Here is a 15,195-nt window from a genome sequence, read left to right as displayed (position 1 = left end):
CGTGCGCAAGCCGGTCGAGACGTAGGCGAGGTGGACGGGAACGAAGTCCCACGGGTCGGGCCTCGTCGCCTGACCGGTGCTCCGCCCGGAGCCGAGGTAGCCGTTGGGCCCGAACGCGGAGTAGCGGGGGCTGGTTCGCGCGGGGAAGGCCGGATCGCCCTCGGCGGAGTGGTCGTAGATCGAGGCCTCGCCGATCCAGGTGCCCTCGTCCGTGAACGCGAGCCGTGGCCGCGTGAGGACAAGAGCGGGCGTGAGCGTGACCGAGGGGTCGGCGATCGGGACGCCGTCGGGGTAGGTGAGAACCGCGTCGACCGTCGCCTCGCCCTCGTCCACCACCTCGACCGTGATGGTGACGTCGTGGCTGGTCCCGAGAGGCAGGGGCGGCACGGGGCACGTGACCACGCTGCCCGAGACGAAGCAGTCCGACCCGTCAGCGGGCTCGAGCTGCTCGGGCAGGGTGAACGTGACCCGGGTCGCGCCGAGCGGTGCGGTCGTGCCGGGCACGACCGTGGCGGTGAGCGTGACCGTGGTGCCGACGCTCGGCGCCGGCTCGGACGCCGCGACCGTGAGCTCGGGCTCGGGTGCTGGCTGCCACGCCGGGTCGGTCTGCCGGGTCGGGTCGTTCGTGACCCGAATGAGATCGCTGCCGTCCACCGCGATCGTCCAGAGGTCGCGTGCGACCGCCTCGCCGGCGGCGGTGCCCGAGAACGCGATCCGCGTGCCGTCGGGGGACCACGCGGGCTCCGCGGCGGACGCGACCTCGCGCCAGATCCGGTCCACCGCGCCGGCGTCACGCTCGGTCGCCAGCACGGCGGGCCGGGTCAGGAGCACGGGGTTCGACGCGACGGCGGCGGTGCCGTTCGCCCCACCCGCCACGTCCACGACGGCGAGCGCCCCCCGGCCGTCGACGGTCACGGCCGTGCCGCTCACCGTGGGCACGGTGAGGTCGGCGACGACCAGGCGCTCGCCGTCGGGCGACCACGCGGGGTGCCGGCCGAGGACGGAGACCATGAGGTCGCACGTCGGGGTCGGGCACGGCAGGGGGGACTCGGTCAGCAGGGACTGCGCGGTGGCGGCCGCGACGTCGGCGATCTGCAGGCCGAGGTCCGTCGGCGGACCGGCCCACGGCTCGCTCGTGCGGGAGAACGCCACGCGCGTCCCGTCCGGGGACCAGGAGGGGTCGGACTGGCCGATGCCCTCCGGGGTGTCGTCGGTGTCGACGAGCGGCCGCACCACGCCCGAGTCGGTGTCCACGACGTAGATCCGCCCGGGCCGGTACCCCTCGGGCGCGCCCGAGGTCTGCGCAGGATCGCCCTCCTGGCGCTCGACGTAGCGCACGAATGCAATCGACGTGCCGTCCGGGGACCAGACGGGGTCGACGTCGAGATCGCTCGGAGCACGCTCGTAGGGCAGCGGCGAGAGCTCGGCGCCGCTCGCGCTGCCGTCCCACGGCCCGACCGTGATGGCACGCCCCATGACGTAGCTCTCCCCGTCCTCGGTCCAGAGGTTCTGGGAGAACGCGAGGCGCTCACTGTCGGGGGAGTAGGTCGGGGCGCGCTCGTCGGTCGCCAGCTCGTCGAACTGCTCCACGATCGTGCGGCGCTGCGAACCGCCGGAGGCCAGGACGTCCTGGATGTTGCTCGCCCCCACCTCGAGGTTGCTGTCGACACCGCTCGCGGTCGACCACAGGGTGACGCTGTGCGGGTCGTTCTCGCCCTCGCCCACCGGGGACCACTGCGAGGTCCAGCTGGGATGGGTCTCCGCACGCAGCGGCTGCGCGACCGCGCGGTCCTGGTCGAGGTAGCGCGCCTCGTCCGCCCCGACCGACCACTCACCGACCCAGACGTCGCCGTCGGAGTCGCCGGTCGTGCTCGTGAACGCGAGCTCGGCGATCGACCGGGTGGGGTTCGCCGGGTCTCGCGTCGGTTCGGCGTTCGACCAGATCGGCTCGGCGCCCTGCACGTCCGTGCCGGCCGCCGTGTCGACGTACGCCGAGGCCGGCGCGGTGAGGTTCTCGCCGCGGCACGGCTCGAGGTCGGTGCACTGGATGAACGCGATCGACCCGTCGGGCCGGAACTCGTCGGTCCGGAAGGCGATCACGGTGACGGGGGTGGCCTGACCGACGAACACCTGCGTGGCCGCCGGCTGCGTCTCGTCGGCCTGTCCGTCGGTGAGCTCGACGACGCTCGTCGGCTGCTCGAGGGGGTCGGGGAGCATCAGCAGGTCGGACTCGAAGCCTTCCGCGTCGTTGGTGGAGTACACGAGCCCGCCCGACGCGGTCCACGCGGGCCACGTCTGGTCACCCCCGCCGCTCGCCACGACCCGCGCCCCGAGGTCGTCCGTGCACGCGTCCAGCGGGCCGTCGTCGGTGTCGTAGGGGACCGGGACGACGACGACGTCGTAGGTGCCGTCGCGGTTCGTCGCGTACGCCACCCACTGTCCGGTCGGGTCGATCACGGGGTGCTGCTCGGTGGCGGCGTCGCAGGTCACGCGCAGGTACCCGGTGGCCGCGTCCGCGTTCTGTGTCCGCACCCACACGTCCCCGGCGTCGAAGCGGGGGTCGGCGGAGTCGTTCCACCAGTCGTCGCTCACGAACGCGACGAGATCGGTCGTCGGCTCCGGCGCGCTCGCCTGAGCGTTCGACCGGCCGTAGCCCAGGACGTTCTCCCGCCCGTCCCACTCCGTCGCCCGGCCCTGCGTGCGGTCGGGGTACGCGCTGGTCTGGTCGTAGCGCAGGAGCGTGTCCTCCGACACGACCGATCCGTCGTCCGTGAACGCCAGCCGCGGGCGGTCCACCGGCGGACCGGGACTTGCGGTGGGGCTCTCGGTGGGCTCGGGTTCGGTGACGGCGATGCTCGCCGTCGTGACCGTGAGGACGAGCGCGAGGGCGGCCGCGACCGCGGCGACGCCCGCGCCGATCCTCCGCCTCACCTGCCCACCTCCGCCCGCCCGCCTCGTCACGCACGACTGCGCACCCACGCCCTGCCGTGCTCGCGCGCGGCGCCTGCCCAGCGTGGTCGCGCCCCGGGGAGGGAGCGAGTGCGCTCGGTCCACCCGAGCGGGCACCGCCCGCTTCCCGTTGGGGCAGGCGGGCGGACGACGCCGCTAGATCAGGCCCTCGCGCAGCGCGTACGCGACGGCGTGGCTCCGGTTGCGCAGCTGCAGGCGCGTGGTGATGTCGTGCAGCACGTTCTTCACCGTGCGTTCGGAGTAGGACAGCGTGCGCGCGATCTCGGCGGTGTCCATGCCGTCGGCGACGAGCCGCAGCACGTCGATCTCCCGCGTGGCCAGGCCCGTGAACGTGAGCCCCCGGGGGCGCAGCACCTGCCGCTGCAGCGAGCCCACCTGGTCCAGGAGGTGCCCGAGAAGGTCGGGGGGGACCGTGCCCTCGCCGTGCGCCGCGCTGCGGATCACGGCCACCAGTCGGTCCGGCGTCGCCTCGGACCGTCGCACCAGGGCGAGCACGCCGGCCTCGACCGCCGCGACGACGTCGTCGTCGGTGAGGTAGCCGGCCACCAGCACCACCTGCGCGTCACCGGTCCGGCGCGCGTTGCGCACCGCCCGCATGGTCGCCTCGTCCACCCGGTCGGTCACGATGACCGCCACCCGGGCGCCCGCCGCGCCGCCGTCGCCCTCGCGCACGAGGGTCAGCTCCGGCCGCGGCCGCAGCGCGCTCGCGACGCCCGCGAGAGAGATCGGGTCGGTCGCGCCGACCCACACCCGTACCTTGTCGGTGGCCGCACCGGCCACCGTGCCCGTCATCACACTCATCCCCAGCCCCTGTCACCGTGGCGCGTCGACCTAGCCCGCACCGTCCCCGCAGGCACCCGTCCGGCCCGCTCGGGCAGCATGCTCCGGCGTACTGATCAGGCACTCAACGTCGGCTCAACGGGCAGGAGCGCTGCCCGCTCGGACGTCCGCGCCGCTGCTGCCGGGGCGCGGGCGGGCTGCCTACCGTCGAGGCCATGACGACGACGGCCACGCTGGAGACCTCGCACGTCCGGCTGACCCCCGGGGAGGAGGCGGCCGTCGCCGTGCGCATCGCCAACACGGGCACCACCGTGGAGGGGTACCAGATCGAGGTGCTGGGCGTCCCGGCCGCGTGGGCGCAGGTCGAGCCCGCGCAGATCGCGGGCGTCTACCCGAGCGAGGCGACGACGGCGACGATCACCTTCCGTCCGCCGCGCGACGCCGCGGTGCCGGTCGGCTCGCTCGACTTCGGCGTGCGGATCGTGCCGGTGGACCACGCCGAGCAGGTCGTCACCCCCGAGGGGGTCGTGGAGATCCTGCCGTTCCTGGAGTCGGTCGCCGAGCTCGTCCCGCGCACCACGACCGGACGGATGGGTGCCAGGCACCAGGTCGCCGTCGACAACCGGGGCAACGCGCCCGCGACGCTCACGATCAAGGCGACCGACGACGGCAAGCACCTCGGGTTCAAGATCGATCCCGGGCTGCTCGTGGTGGAGCCCGGGACCGCGGCGTTCTCGACCGTGAAGGTGAAGCCCGCGAAACGGATCTGGCGCGGCGCGAGCGTCACGTACCCGTTCGCCGTGACCGTGTCCGCGGAGAACTCCACCCCGGTGGTGCTCGACGGCGTGCACGTCCAGACCGCGACGCTGCCCAAGTGGTTCATGAAGGCGCTGCTCGCACTCCTGGCGCTGCTCGCACTGCTCGCGCTGGCGTGGTTCGTGCTCCTGCGCCCGGTCATCGAGTCCGCGGCACGGGCCGCCGTCGCCGAGGAGACCGAGGCCGCGGTGCAGGCGGCCGAGGACGCCCAGCAGGCCGCGGCCGCCGCGCAGCAGGCGGCGCAGGACTCGGCGAACACCGCCGCGCAGACCGACGCCGCGGCCCAGGACCAGCTGGAGCAGATGGAGACGCTGCGCGAGGGCATCCTGCCGCCCGCCGAGATCTCGGTGCCGTCGGTCAACCGGCTGGAGGTCTCGGCCGGCCCCAACGCGAGCGACGTCGCCGCGTTCACGGTGCCGGACGGCCAGACGCTGCGCCTGTACGACCTGCTCCTCAACAACCCGCAGGGCGACTTCGGCACGGTCTCGGTGGAGACCTCGATCGACGGCCAGAGCCAGGTCCTCATGCAGCTGGGCCTGGAGAACTTCCGCGACTCCGACTTCCACTTCCAGACCCCGGTGGTGGTGCCGGCGGGCGGGGAGGTGCGGTTCTTCCTCTCCTGCCGCCAGCCGGGCGCACCGTTCGGCCTCACGCCGCCGCCCGCCGAGTGCGCGGACGCGCTGACGTTCGGCGGCAACCTCGTCAGCCCGGCGCCGCAACCCACGCCGACCGCGGGAGGCTGAGCGCGTGCCGACCGGTCCGTGGCTGCGCGCCGGCGACGTCGCGCTCTGTCCGCTCACGACCGGGCCGGTCCCGCACGTCGGCGGGCCGATCACGCCGGCCGGGTGCGTCCCCACGGTCCTCGTCATGGGGATGCCGGCGGCCGTCGCCAACGCGATGCCGGGCAGCATCCCGTGCGTGGGGCCGCCGAACGGGATCGCGATGGGCTCGCTCACCGTGCTCGTCGGGGGGTTCCCGGCCGCGCGGCTCGGCGACCAGTCGATGCACGGCACGCCGATCGCACCCGGGCCCGGAGCGGCCACCGTGATCGTGGGCGGCTGAGCCGTCGGTCGGTCGACGGACCGTGACCTGGGACGATGGGGAGGTGACCCGACCCGACCCCGTCCCGCTCGCCGTCGCGCTCGAGGACCCGCGGGTCGCGGAGTACACCCACCTCACGGACGTCGCGCTGCGCACGCGGTACGAGCCGGGCGCGGGCCTGTACATGGCCGAGTCCTCCAACGTCATCCGCCGCGCCGTCGCCGCAGGGCACGTGCCGCGCTCGTTCCTCATGGCGCCGCGCTGGCTCGAGCAGATGGCGGACGTGCTCGCGGCGTTCCCCGACGCGCCCGTGTTCACCGCGCCGGAGCCCGAGCTCGAGGCGCTCACGGGCTTTCACCTGCACCGGGGAGCGCTGGCGGCGATGAACCGGCCCGCGCTGCCCGACGTCGACGAGCTGCTGCGCGACGCGCGCCGGGTCGCCGTGATCGAGGACGTCGTGGACCACACCAACGTCGGCGCGATCTTCCGCTCGGCGGCGGGGCTCGGCGTCGACGCCGTGCTCGCCACGCCGCGCTGCGCCGACCCGCTCTACCGCCGCAGCGTGCGCGTCTCGATGGGCACCGTGTTCCAGGTGCCCTGGACGCGGATCGACCCCTGGCCCGCCGGCGTGGACCGGCTGCGCGCGGCGGGGTTCGCCGTCGCCTCGCTCGCGCTGAGCGACGACGCCGTCACGCTCGACGCGCTCGCGGCCGACCCGCCCGAGCGCCTCGCGCTCGTGCTCGGCGCCGAGGGGCACGGCCTCGCGCCCGCGACGGTGGCGGCGAGCGACGTGGTCGTGCGCATCCCGATGGCGGGCGGGGTCGACTCGCTCAACGTCGCCGCGGCGAGCGCGGTCGCGTTCTGGGCGATGCGCGTGGCGGGCCGCGAGCTCTGACCGGCCGGCGCGTCCTCAGCGCGCGCGGTGGCGCGCCGCGGCCATGCCGCGCAGGTACCCGAGACCGGCGACGACGTGCCCCAGCACGCCCAGCCACAGGACGACCAGCGCGACGACGTGCAGCCACTCCAGCGACGCGGCGGCGGAGGTGATGAGCAGCGGCAGCGCGCCGAGCAGGCACGCGGTGCGCCACTTGCCGATCCGGCTCACCGGGAGGTCGGGGGAGCCGCGGAACCACAGCCCCGCGAGAACGAGGAGCGAGAGGTCGACCGCGAGGATGATCGCCACCGCCGGCCAGGGCACGAGGCCCTCGGCCACGAGCGCGGCGATCACCACGACGATCGCGACGCGGTCGGCCACGGGGTCCAGACGCTGACCCAGCAGCGTGACCTGCCCGAGGCGCCGCGCGAGGTACCCGTCCACCCAGTCCGACGCGCCGAGGGCGATGAGGGCCACGAGCCCCCACCACAGCCGACCGGTCACGAGCAGCCACACCACGAGCGGCAGCAGCACCGCCAGGCGCGCGAAGGAGATGAGGTTCGGGAGCGTCCACACCCGGGTCGACGGCGCGGGGGTGCTCACGAATCGATCCTAGTGCGACCACACTGCGAGACAGCGACGCTCGGGTTGTCACCCGCACCGCGCGGTTGCCACAGTGTCTTCCGCCGGACACCCCCGGCTCAGCGCCCGCGGACCACCGAGCCGCAGCACTCACCGAAAGGTCACCGCATGACTCGCCGACTTCCCGTCCTCGTCACCGCTGCCGTTGCAGCGCTGGCCATGGCCGCGTGCGCCGCCCCCGGGTCCGGCGGTTCCGACTCCGACGCCACCGACGGCGGCACGATCCGGATCGGCGTCATCGGCGCCTCGGACACCCAGTGGGACGTCTTCACGCAGAAGGCCGAGGAGGAGGGGATCGACGTCGAGATCGTGAACTTCACCGACTACCAGATCCCGAACCAGGCCCTCGCGGACGGCGAGCTCGAGCTCAACCAGTTCCAGCACCTGCAGTTCCTCGCGAACTTCAACCTCAAGACGGGCAACGACCTGCAGCCGATCGGTGGGACCGCCGTCTACCCGCTCAACCTCTACTCCACCGAGTACGACGACGTGGCGGACATCCCGGACGGCGCCCAGATCGCCGTGCCGAACGACGCGACGAACCTGGCCCGCGCGCTGCTCAACCTGCAGCAGGCCGGCCTCATCACCCTGCGCGACGGCGGCACCTCCTTCTCCGCCGCGGCGGACGTCATCGCCGACGAGTCCCGCGTCACCGTGACCCCGGTCGACGCCGCCCAGACCGCCGCCGCGCTCACCAGCGGCAGCGTCGCGGCCGCGATCATCAACAACGACTTCGTCGGCAAGGCCGGCCTGACCGACGACGACATCGTCTACGCGGACGACCCGAGCGGGGACGCCGCGAAGCCGTACATCAACGTGTTCGCGGCGCGCGCCGAGGACTCCGGCAACGAGACCTACCTCAAGCTCGTCGAGATCTGGCACGACCCGGAGGTCGAGGCGGCGGCCACGGAGGACTCCGGCGGCCTCGCGATCTTCAAGAACAACGAGGCGGGCGAGCTCCAGGACATCCTCGCGGACATCCAGGCGAACGCCCCGACGAGCTGAGCGTGACCACCGCTGCACCCATCGTCAGCCTCCGCGGCGTCTCGAAGGTCTTCCCGGGACGCCGCGGCGGCACGCCCGTCACCGCCGTCGACGACGTGACGATCGACATCGCCGAGGGCGAGATCTTCGGCGTGATCGGCTACTCGGGCGCGGGCAAGAGCACGCTCGTGCGGCTCATCAACGCGCTCGAGATCGCGACGTCGGGGACCATCACGGTCGCCGGCGCCGAGGTGACGGGCCAGGGCGAGCGCGCCCTGCGCCGCGTCCGTGCGGGGATCGGCATGATCTTCCAGCAGTTCAACCTGATGGGCTCGCGCACGGTCGCCGGCAACGTCGCGTACCCGCTGCGCGTCGCTCGCGTGCCGCGTGCACAGCGCGCCGCGCGCGTCGCCGAGCTGCTGGAGTTCGTCGGCCTGACGGACAAGGCGCGGGCCTACCCGAACCAGCTCTCGGGCGGCCAGAAGCAGCGCGTCGGCATCGCCCGGGCGCTCGCCACGTCGCCCCGGATCCTGCTGGCCGACGAGTCCACGAGCGCGCTCGACCCCGAGACGACGCAGGACGTGCTCACCCTGCTGCGCCGCGTCAACGCCGAGCTCGGCATCACCATCGTCGTCATCACCCACGAGATGGACGTCGTGCGGTCGATCTGCCACCGCATCGCCGTGATGGAGAAGGGCAAGGTCGTCGAGGTGGGGGAGGCGTACGACGTGTTCGCGAACCCGCGCCACCCGGCGACCGCCCGCTTCGTCGCCTCGTCGCTGCACGACGTCCCGAGCCCGGCGGTGCTGCAGCGCCTGCGGAACCGGCACCCCGGCCGGCTCGTGCTGCTGCGGATGAAGTCCGACGGCGCCGCCAGCGGCTACCTCACGCGCACCCTGCGGGAGCACGGGATCGAGGGGACGATCATCTACGGCGGCATCTCCGAGATCGCCGAGCGTCCGTTCGGGTCGCTCACCCTCGAGATCGACGGTGCGGTCGACGACGTCGAGGCGTTCGTGCGCGAGGTCGTTGCCTCCGCGGGGGCGACCGACCTCGGCACGGCGAGCTCGCCGTCGTCCCTTCCCTTGCTCGGCCGCATCAACGGGGAGGAGTCGGCATGAACTGGGAGCGACTGGGGCCCACCTTCACCGAGGCGCTCGCCCAGACGGCCTACATGCTGTTCTGGGCGATGCTCGTGGGCGGCCTGATCGGCCTCGCGATCGGGGTGGGGCTGTACGTCTCGCGCAGCGGCAATCTGCTGAGCAACCGCGTGGTGTTCGCGGTGCTCAACGTGGCCGTCAACATCGTGCGGCCGATCCCCTTCATCATCTTCCTGTTCGCGATCGGGCCCCTCACCAAAGCGGTCGTGGGCACGACGATCGGGACCGAGGCGGCGACCTTCGCCATGGCGCTCATGGCCGGGTTCGCGTTCTCCCGGCTGGTGGAGCAGAACCTCGTCTCGCTGGACCCCGGGGTGATCGAGGCGGCCCGCGCGATGGGCGCATCCCCGCTGCGGATCATCCTCACGGTGCTCATCCCCGAGGCGCTGGCCCCGCTCATCCTCGGGTACACGTTCCTGTTCATCGGCGTGCTCGACATGTCCGCGATGGCCGGCTACATCGGCGGCGGCGGCATCGGCGACTTCGCGATGGTGTACGGCTATCAGCAGTACGACTGGACCGTCACGTACATCGTGGTCGGCGTCATCATCGTGATCGTGCAGCTTGCCCAGCTGCTCGGCAACTACCTGGCGCGCAAGGCGCTGCACCGGTAGCAGCCGGACGCTCGAAGCTGGTGCCCGCTCCCGCCCCGCGCTCGGCACCCGCTAGGGCGCAGTCAGGCGGACGGGTCGACCGGTCCGGTGCTGCGCGTCAGCGCGAGGAGCAGGTCGCGCAGCTCGACGTGCTCGCGCGCGGGCGTGCGGCTCCACATCAGCGACGCGGTGAGCCCGTCGGCGGCCTTCATCACGAGCTCGGCACGCAGCGGCTCCAGGCCGTCGCCGGCCACCCGGCTGCGCCAGCTCTCGTCGTCGGTGCGCAGCACGTGCGAGACGGCCTCGCTCGCGCCGATCATGCCCATCAGGGTGATCTGCTCGCGGGCTCGGTCGCCCTCGGCGAGGTCCGCGAACACCGCGCGCACGTAGGCGCGGGTCAGCCGGCCCGGTGCGTCGGCCTCCGTCGGGTCCTCGGCCTGCGCCCGCTCCAGCTCGCGCTCGACGCTCGTGTCGAACGCGGCGAGCAGGTGGCGCATGAGCGCCTCGAGGAGCGCGTCCCGGCTGGGGAAGTGGTGCAGGAGCCCGCCCTTGGAGACCCCCGCCCGGCGGGCGACCAGGTCGAGGCTGACCTCGGGGCCCTTCTCGCCGATCGCTGCCGCTGCGGCCTCGAGGAGGCGCGCACGGGTGCGCTCGGCGTCGCGCTGCGGTCCGGGCACGGGGCGGGTCAGTACGTAGTCGGAGTCGGAGTCGGAGCTCGGGGCGGGTCAGCGCCCGCGCATGCCCTTGCGGTCCGGGCGGGCGCGCAGGGGGTCGACGCCCTTCGGCACCGGCATCTTGATCTTGCCGAGCGCGGCGAGGCGCTTCGTGACCACGGCGACCTCCGCCGTCGTGATCGCCTTCTTGTGCTTGCGCACGGCCGCGGCGAGCTGTGGCAGCGGGACCTGGCCCTCCTCGCGACCGCACTGGACGAGGTGCACGGGCACGTCCGGGACGAGGCGGGTGGTGCGCTTGCGCTCCTGCTCGAGGAGGCGCTGCTGCGAGCCGCGGCTGCCGCCGTCACCGACGAGGACGACGCCGGGGCGCCCGACGGCCCGGAACACCATGGTCTGGGTGCGCTGGTCGATCGCGACCGGCTGCTCCTCGAGGTTCCAGCCGCGGCGGATGGTGCCGAGGGCGGCCGAGGCGGCGCCGGGCTGCCCCTCGATGCGGGAGTAGGCCGCGCGCTCCGCGCGGCGGGAGAGCAGGAACGTCGCGCCGAGCACGCCGAACGGCACGGCAAGGACGACGAAGTACCAGAGCATCGCGCCGTCGTTGACGAGCAGACCGACGACGACCCCGACCGCGATCGCACCGAGCAGGATCGCGAGCATGAGCCAGGGGACGGACGGGTCCGCCTTCCGGGTCATCTGGAAGACGTCCCAGATCTGGTGGTACCACCGGCGCTTCTTCGGCTTCGGTGCGGGCGCGGGGGTGGATTGGTTCGAGCGTGCCATGGTGGGCACAGCCTACCGGCCGTCGACCGCCCCTCCGGCCTGTGGACAACGTCCACGGCGGGCCCCGAGGCGCTTTGCTGGTCGGGTGAGCACCGTCGTCGTCCCCGGCCCGCCGCACGTGGCGGGCTTCCGCGCGGGCGAGGCGCTCGTGCGTGGCGCGCGGGACGGTCCGGCGGGCTGGGTCTGGTCGGGCGTGGACGAGGCCGGCGACCTCGTGGTGCTCCGAACGATCCCCGCGTCAGGTGAGGATCGGGACCGGCTCCTCGCTCGCCTCGACACGCTCGCCGCCGCCCGGCACCCGCACCTCGCCCGGGTGCGCGCGTCGCGCGTGGACGAGGCGGGCGTGGCCGTGGTGCTCGATCTCGTGCCGGGCGTGGACCTCGCCACGTGGGTGCGGGCGCGCGGGGCGCTCCCGCCGCCCGAGCTCGAGCGCCTCGCCGCCGGCCTCGCGGCGGCGCTGGCCCACCTGCACGGTCTCGGGCTCGCGCACGGCGACCTCTCGCCCCGCAACGTGCTCGTGCGCGACGGCGGGGACGCGGTCCTCGTCGACCTCGCCGACACGGGGCTCGGCACCCCGGGTCACGTCGCCGCCGAGCGGTGCGACGAACGCGGTCTGCCGAACGTCGCACCGGACGAGGTGAGCGACGTCGCCGAGCTCGCGGCACTCCTCGCGTGGGCGGCCGCGGGGGGTGGCGGGCCCAGTGGTGAGGGGGGCGAGCGGGCAGACGCTGACCGCGGTGGTGGTGGTCCAGCCGGCATTCTTATCGCCCGGAGCAGCAGCAGTAGCGGTGGCGGCGGCCACGGGGGTGTGCGGGAGGACCGGGACCACGGCGGCGGGCCAGACGTCGTCGACGACGGGTTGGCGCGCCTGCTCGACCGGGCGTCCGGGCCGCGGGCGGGCCGGCCCGCGGCCGCCGAGCTGGCCGTCGCGGCCGACGAGGCGGTGGCCCGACGGCGAACCCGCCTCGAGCTGCTGGGACGGCGGCCGACGAGTCCGCTCGGCGCCGCGGACCTCGCCGGCGCGGCCATCCGGACCGCGCTGCTCGCGGCGCCCACCTACCGGCCGGGTCGGCGATCGGCGCGTCCCCGTCGGACGCAGCGGCACGCGCGTGGGACGAGTCTGCCGCTGGGGCTGACGGTGGCGGCCGCGGCCGCGTCGGTGCTGTTGCTGGCCGGGGTCGGCGTGCTCGCCGCCCGGTCGAGTGCGTCGTCGGTCGTCGGCGGCCTGCCCGCGACGGCGCGGGCCGAGATCGACGCGGTGCTCGCGCGTCGCGACGCGGCGCTCGAGGCGGGCAACCTCACGGCGCTGGCGCGCGCCGTCGTGCCCGGCTCGCAGGCGTGGCGCCACGACGCCACCCTCGCCCAGGCCCTGGCCGGCGGCGCGGGCGTCGGGCCGGTGGTGGGCCCGGGGTCGGGCTCGGGCACGGGCTCGGGCGCGGTGGGCGTGGTGGCCGAACCCGCCGCACCCGTGCACGTCTCGGGCCTGCACACTCAGGTGCTCGCGGCTGCCCCGGCGTCGGGAGCCGCGGTCCGCGCGGAGCTGCGGCAGGGCGCGCACCACCGGTTCACCGGTGGTCTGTGGCGACCGGTGCCCGCGCAGGCCGGCCGGTGTCTCGTGCTCGAGCTGGCCGACGACGGCCGGATCTCGGGGTGGCGCGCCTGCGCGTGAGCCGACCCCTATGCGACGAGGGCGTCGGCGGCGTCCTCGATGGTGGGGGAGGTGAACTCGAAGCCGTCGGCGAGGAGCGCCTCGGGCAGCACGCGCTGGGACGCGAGCAGGTCGCCCGCGAAGCCGCCCAGCGCGGCGCGCAGGGCGAACGCCGGTACGGGAAGGACGGCGGGGCGGTGCATCGCTGCGGCGAAGGTGCGGATCAGCTCACGGTTGCGGACGGGCTCGGGGGCGGTCAGGTTCACCGGCCCAGTGACGCCGGAGCGGGTGAGGTGCACGAGCGCGCGAACCTCGTCCTCGAGCGTGATCCACGGCCACCACTGGCGGCCCGAGCCCAGCGGGCCGGCGACGCCGAGCCGGATCAGGGGCCGCAGCCGCCCCAGTGCGCCGCCCTCGGGCGCCAGGACGATGCCCGTCCGGGCGTGGGCGACGGACGTGACCTCGCGCGCCGGGTCGGCGGCGCGCTCCCAGGCCTGACACAGGTCGGCGAGGAAGCCCTCCCCGGGTCCGGAGGACTCCGTCAGGACGTCCTCGCCCCGGTCGCCGTAGTAGCCGACCGCGGAGGCGGTGACGAGTCGGGCGCTCGACCCGGCCTGCGCGAGCCGCGCGGCGACGATCGAGACGCTGCTCGTGCGCGAGCGCACGAGCTCGCGGGTGTAGGCGCGGGTCCAGCGGTGGTCCCCGACGCCCGCACCGGACAGGACGACGACGGCGGTCACGTCGTCGAGCGCCGCGGGATCGAGCCGACCCTCGGCCGGTGACCACGCGACCTCCTCGGGGGTGCGCGGTTCCCGCCGGACCAGTCGGCGCACGGTGGCGCCGTCCGCCTGCAGCGCCGACACGAGCCGGGAACCGATCAGCCCGGAGGCGCCGCCCACCAGGACGGTGCCGCCGGGCTGGGCGGGGTGGAGATCAAGGTGCTCGCTCATGCGGGCCAGGCTACGTCGCGCACCGGCCGATCGGTCCGGAGGGAGCCGTCGGACCGGTGCGCGAGGGGCCTGCGTGGGGTCAGATGCCGAGGTCGGCCTCGAACGCGCCCTCCTCGAGGCGCTTGCGCACCGCGGTGAGGTAGCGCCCGGCGTCCGCGCCGTCGACGATCCGGTGGTCGTAGGAGATCGCGAGGTACACCATCGAGCGGATCGCGATCGAGTCGCCCTCCGGACCGGAGACGACCACGGGCCGCTTCACGATCGTCCCGACGCCGAGGATGCCGACGGTCGGCAGCGGCACGATGGGCGTGTCGAACAGAGCGCCCGCGCTGCCGGTGTTGGTGAGCGTGAACGTGCCGCCGCTGAGCTCGTCCGGGGAGACCTTGTTGTCGCGCGTGCGCGCGGCCAGGTCGTTGATCGCCCGGGAGAGGTCCGCGATCGACAGGTCGCCCGCGTTCTTGATGACCGGGGTCAGCAGCCCGCGCGGCGTGTCGACGGCGATCGAGAGGTTCTCGGACTCGGGGTAGACGATCGTGTCGTCCTCGATGCGCGCGTTGAGCTTCGGGTACGCCTGGAGCGCCTCGATGGCGGCCTTCGCGAAGAACGGCAGGTAGGTGAGCTTGAGGCCCGCCTTCTGCTCGAACGGCCCCTTCATCCTCGCGCGCAGGGCGGCGACCTTCGTGACGTCGACCTCGACCACCGTGGTGAGCTGGGCCATCGTCTGCAGCGACTCGACCATGCGCGAGGCGATGATCTTGCGCAGCCGGGTCATCTTCTCGGTGGTGCCGCGCAGCTCCGAGACCGGCAGCCGCGTGCTCGCCGCAGCCGCAGGCGCGGCCGACGCTGCGGCAGCGGCCGGCGCCTGCTCGGGGGCGGGCGCCACTGCAGCGGCCTTCGCCGCCTCGGCCGCCGCCAGGACGTCCTGCTTGCGGATGCGACCGCCGACGCCCGTGCCGGCGAGCGAGGCCAGATCGACCCCGTTCTCGGCGGCGAGCTTGCGCACGAGCGGAGTCACGTAGACCCCGGCCGCCTCGGCGGTGGGCTGCGGCTGCACGGCCTTGGGCTGCTCGGCGGGGGCCTCGGCCTTCGGGGCCTCGGCCTTGGGCTGCTCGGCGGGGGCCTCGGCCTTGGGGGCCTCGGCCTTGGGCTGCTCGGCGGGGGCCTCGGCCTTGGGCTGCTCGGAGGGGGCCTCGGCCTGGGGGGCCTCGGCCTTCGGGGCCTCGTCCTTCGGGGCCTCGGCCTGCTGGGCGGAGGCGTCGCCGACGACGGCGACGACGGCGCCG

14 protein-coding genes are annotated in these 15,195 nt (G+C 74.2%); 7 read left to right on the top strand and 7 right to left on the bottom strand.

Annotated features, from left to right (window positions below; translation table 11 throughout):
• Together FH969_RS13220 and FH969_RS13215 are read right to left on the bottom strand one after the other, a co-directional pair.
• Positions 1-2,931: tolB family protein (locus FH969_RS13220; RefSeq protein ID WP_180359806.1), on the bottom strand; the 2,931-nt coding region annotated here is incomplete at its 3' end.
• A gap of 174 nt (positions 2,932-3,105) precedes the next feature.
• Positions 3,106-3,771 (bottom strand): response regulator transcription factor, encoded by a 666-nt coding sequence (locus FH969_RS13215; protein WP_234417663.1) that lies wholly within the window; start codon positions 3,769-3,771, stop codon positions 3,106-3,108.
• Positions 3,772-3,965: 194 nt separating this feature from the next.
• Here FH969_RS13215 and FH969_RS13210 point away from each other — a divergent pair, with 194 nt between their 5' ends.
• The 3 genes from FH969_RS13210 to FH969_RS13200 are packed head-to-tail and all read left to right on the top strand — an operon-like array spanning position 3,966 to position 6,502.
• Positions 3,966-5,309 carry a COG1470 family protein gene (locus tag FH969_RS13210; RefSeq protein ID WP_139987565.1) on the top strand — a complete coding sequence of 448 codons (1,344 nt, stop codon included), beginning with the start codon at positions 3,966-3,968 and terminating at the stop codon, positions 5,307-5,309.
• A 4-nt stretch (positions 5,310-5,313) separates the two neighbouring features.
• Entirely contained in the window at positions 5,314-5,628 is a 315-nt protein-coding gene (locus FH969_RS13205) for a PAAR domain-containing protein (RefSeq protein WP_108717574.1), read from the top strand.
• Positions 5,629-5,671: 43 nt separating this feature from the next.
• The gene (locus FH969_RS13200; protein ID WP_139987562.1) at positions 5,672-6,502 is read left to right on the top strand and encodes a TrmH family RNA methyltransferase; all 831 of its coding nucleotides are present in this window, start codon (positions 5,672-5,674) and stop codon (positions 6,500-6,502) included.
• 15 nt (positions 6,503-6,517) lie between these two features.
• On the opposite strand, the gene FH969_RS13195 is transcribed toward FH969_RS13200, so the two are convergent.
• Positions 6,518-7,084 carry a CDP-alcohol phosphatidyltransferase family protein gene (locus tag FH969_RS13195; RefSeq protein WP_139987560.1) on the bottom strand — a complete coding sequence of 189 codons (567 nt, stop codon included), beginning with the start codon at positions 7,082-7,084 and terminating at the stop codon, positions 6,518-6,520.
• A gap of 147 nt (positions 7,085-7,231) precedes the next feature.
• Between FH969_RS13195 and FH969_RS13190 the strand changes: the two genes are divergently transcribed.
• The 3 genes from FH969_RS13190 to FH969_RS13180 are packed head-to-tail and all read left to right on the top strand — an operon-like array spanning position 7,232 to position 9,881.
• Complete coding sequence (locus FH969_RS13190) at positions 7,232-8,128, top strand: MetQ/NlpA family ABC transporter substrate-binding protein (RefSeq protein WP_139987559.1); 897 nt, start codon at positions 7,232-7,234, stop codon at positions 8,126-8,128.
• 2 nt (positions 8,129-8,130) lie between these two features.
• A complete protein-coding gene (locus tag FH969_RS13185) occupies positions 8,131-9,228 on the top strand; it encodes a methionine ABC transporter ATP-binding protein (protein WP_139987557.1) in 1,098 nt (365 codons plus the stop codon).
• Positions 9,225-9,881 carry a methionine ABC transporter permease gene (locus tag FH969_RS13180; RefSeq protein ID WP_139987555.1) on the top strand — a complete coding sequence of 219 codons (657 nt, stop codon included), beginning with the start codon at positions 9,225-9,227 and terminating at the stop codon, positions 9,879-9,881. The genes FH969_RS13185 and FH969_RS13180 overlap by 4 nt, the downstream gene beginning before the upstream one ends.
• 62 nt (positions 9,882-9,943) lie before the next feature.
• Here FH969_RS13180 and FH969_RS15865 read toward each other — a convergent pair whose 3' ends face one another.
• Positions 9,944-10,537, bottom strand: a complete 594-nt coding sequence (locus FH969_RS15865; RefSeq protein WP_180359805.1) for a TetR family transcriptional regulator — start codon at positions 10,535-10,537, stop codon at positions 9,944-9,946.
• A gap of 48 nt (positions 10,538-10,585) precedes the next feature.
• Complete coding sequence (locus FH969_RS13170) at positions 10,586-11,314, bottom strand: DUF4191 domain-containing protein (RefSeq protein ID WP_139987551.1); 729 nt, start codon at positions 11,312-11,314, stop codon at positions 10,586-10,588.
• A gap of 85 nt (positions 11,315-11,399) precedes the next feature.
• Between FH969_RS13170 and FH969_RS13165 the strand changes: the two genes are divergently transcribed.
• Positions 11,400-12,983, top strand: coding sequence for a protein kinase domain-containing protein (locus FH969_RS13165; RefSeq protein ID WP_180359804.1), 1,584 nt, complete (start codon positions 11,400-11,402; stop codon positions 12,981-12,983).
• A gap of 8 nt (positions 12,984-12,991) precedes the next feature.
• On the opposite strand, the gene FH969_RS13160 is transcribed toward FH969_RS13165, so the two are convergent.
• Positions 12,992-13,912: a TIGR01777 family oxidoreductase gene (locus FH969_RS13160; RefSeq protein WP_139987547.1), complete on the bottom strand. Its 921-nt coding sequence runs from the start codon at positions 13,910-13,912 to the stop codon at positions 12,992-12,994.
• A gap of 79 nt (positions 13,913-13,991) precedes the next feature.
• Positions 13,992-15,195, bottom strand: a 1,204-nt coding sequence (gene sucB / locus FH969_RS13155; protein WP_139987545.1) for a 2-oxoglutarate dehydrogenase, E2 component, dihydrolipoamide succinyltransferase, incomplete at its 5' end; no start/stop codon positions are given.

Origin of the sequence: Miniimonas arenae (assembly GCF_006351005.1) — a bacterium.
GTDB classification, from domain to species: domain Bacteria; phylum Actinomycetota; class Actinomycetes; order Actinomycetales; family Beutenbergiaceae; genus Miniimonas; species Miniimonas arenae.
The sequence above is the reverse complement of the archived record's forward strand: the minus strand, read 5'-3'. Positions and strand labels throughout refer to the sequence as shown.

What these genes read in the sequence shown, in the direction of transcription:
- FH969_RS13215 (WP_234417663.1), bottom strand. Translation starts at nt 3,771, where the DNA reads ATGAGTGTGATGACGGGCACGGTGGCCGGTGCGGCCACCGACAAGGTA.
- FH969_RS13210 (WP_139987565.1), top strand. Translation starts at nt 3,966, where the DNA reads ATGACGACGACGGCCACGCTGGAGACCTCGCACGTCCGGCTGACCCCC.
- FH969_RS13190 (WP_139987559.1), top strand. Translation starts at nt 7,232, where the DNA reads ATGACTCGCCGACTTCCCGTCCTCGTCACCGCTGCCGTTGCAGCGCTG.
- FH969_RS13180 (WP_139987555.1), top strand. Translation starts at nt 9,225, where the DNA reads ATGAACTGGGAGCGACTGGGGCCCACCTTCACCGAGGCGCTCGCCCAG.
- FH969_RS13170 (WP_139987551.1), bottom strand. Translation starts at nt 11,314, where the DNA reads ATGGCACGCTCGAACCAATCCACCCCCGCGCCCGCACCGAAGCCGAAG.
- FH969_RS13160 (WP_139987547.1), bottom strand. Translation starts at nt 13,912, where the DNA reads ATGAGCGAGCACCTTGATCTCCACCCCGCCCAGCCCGGCGGCACCGTC.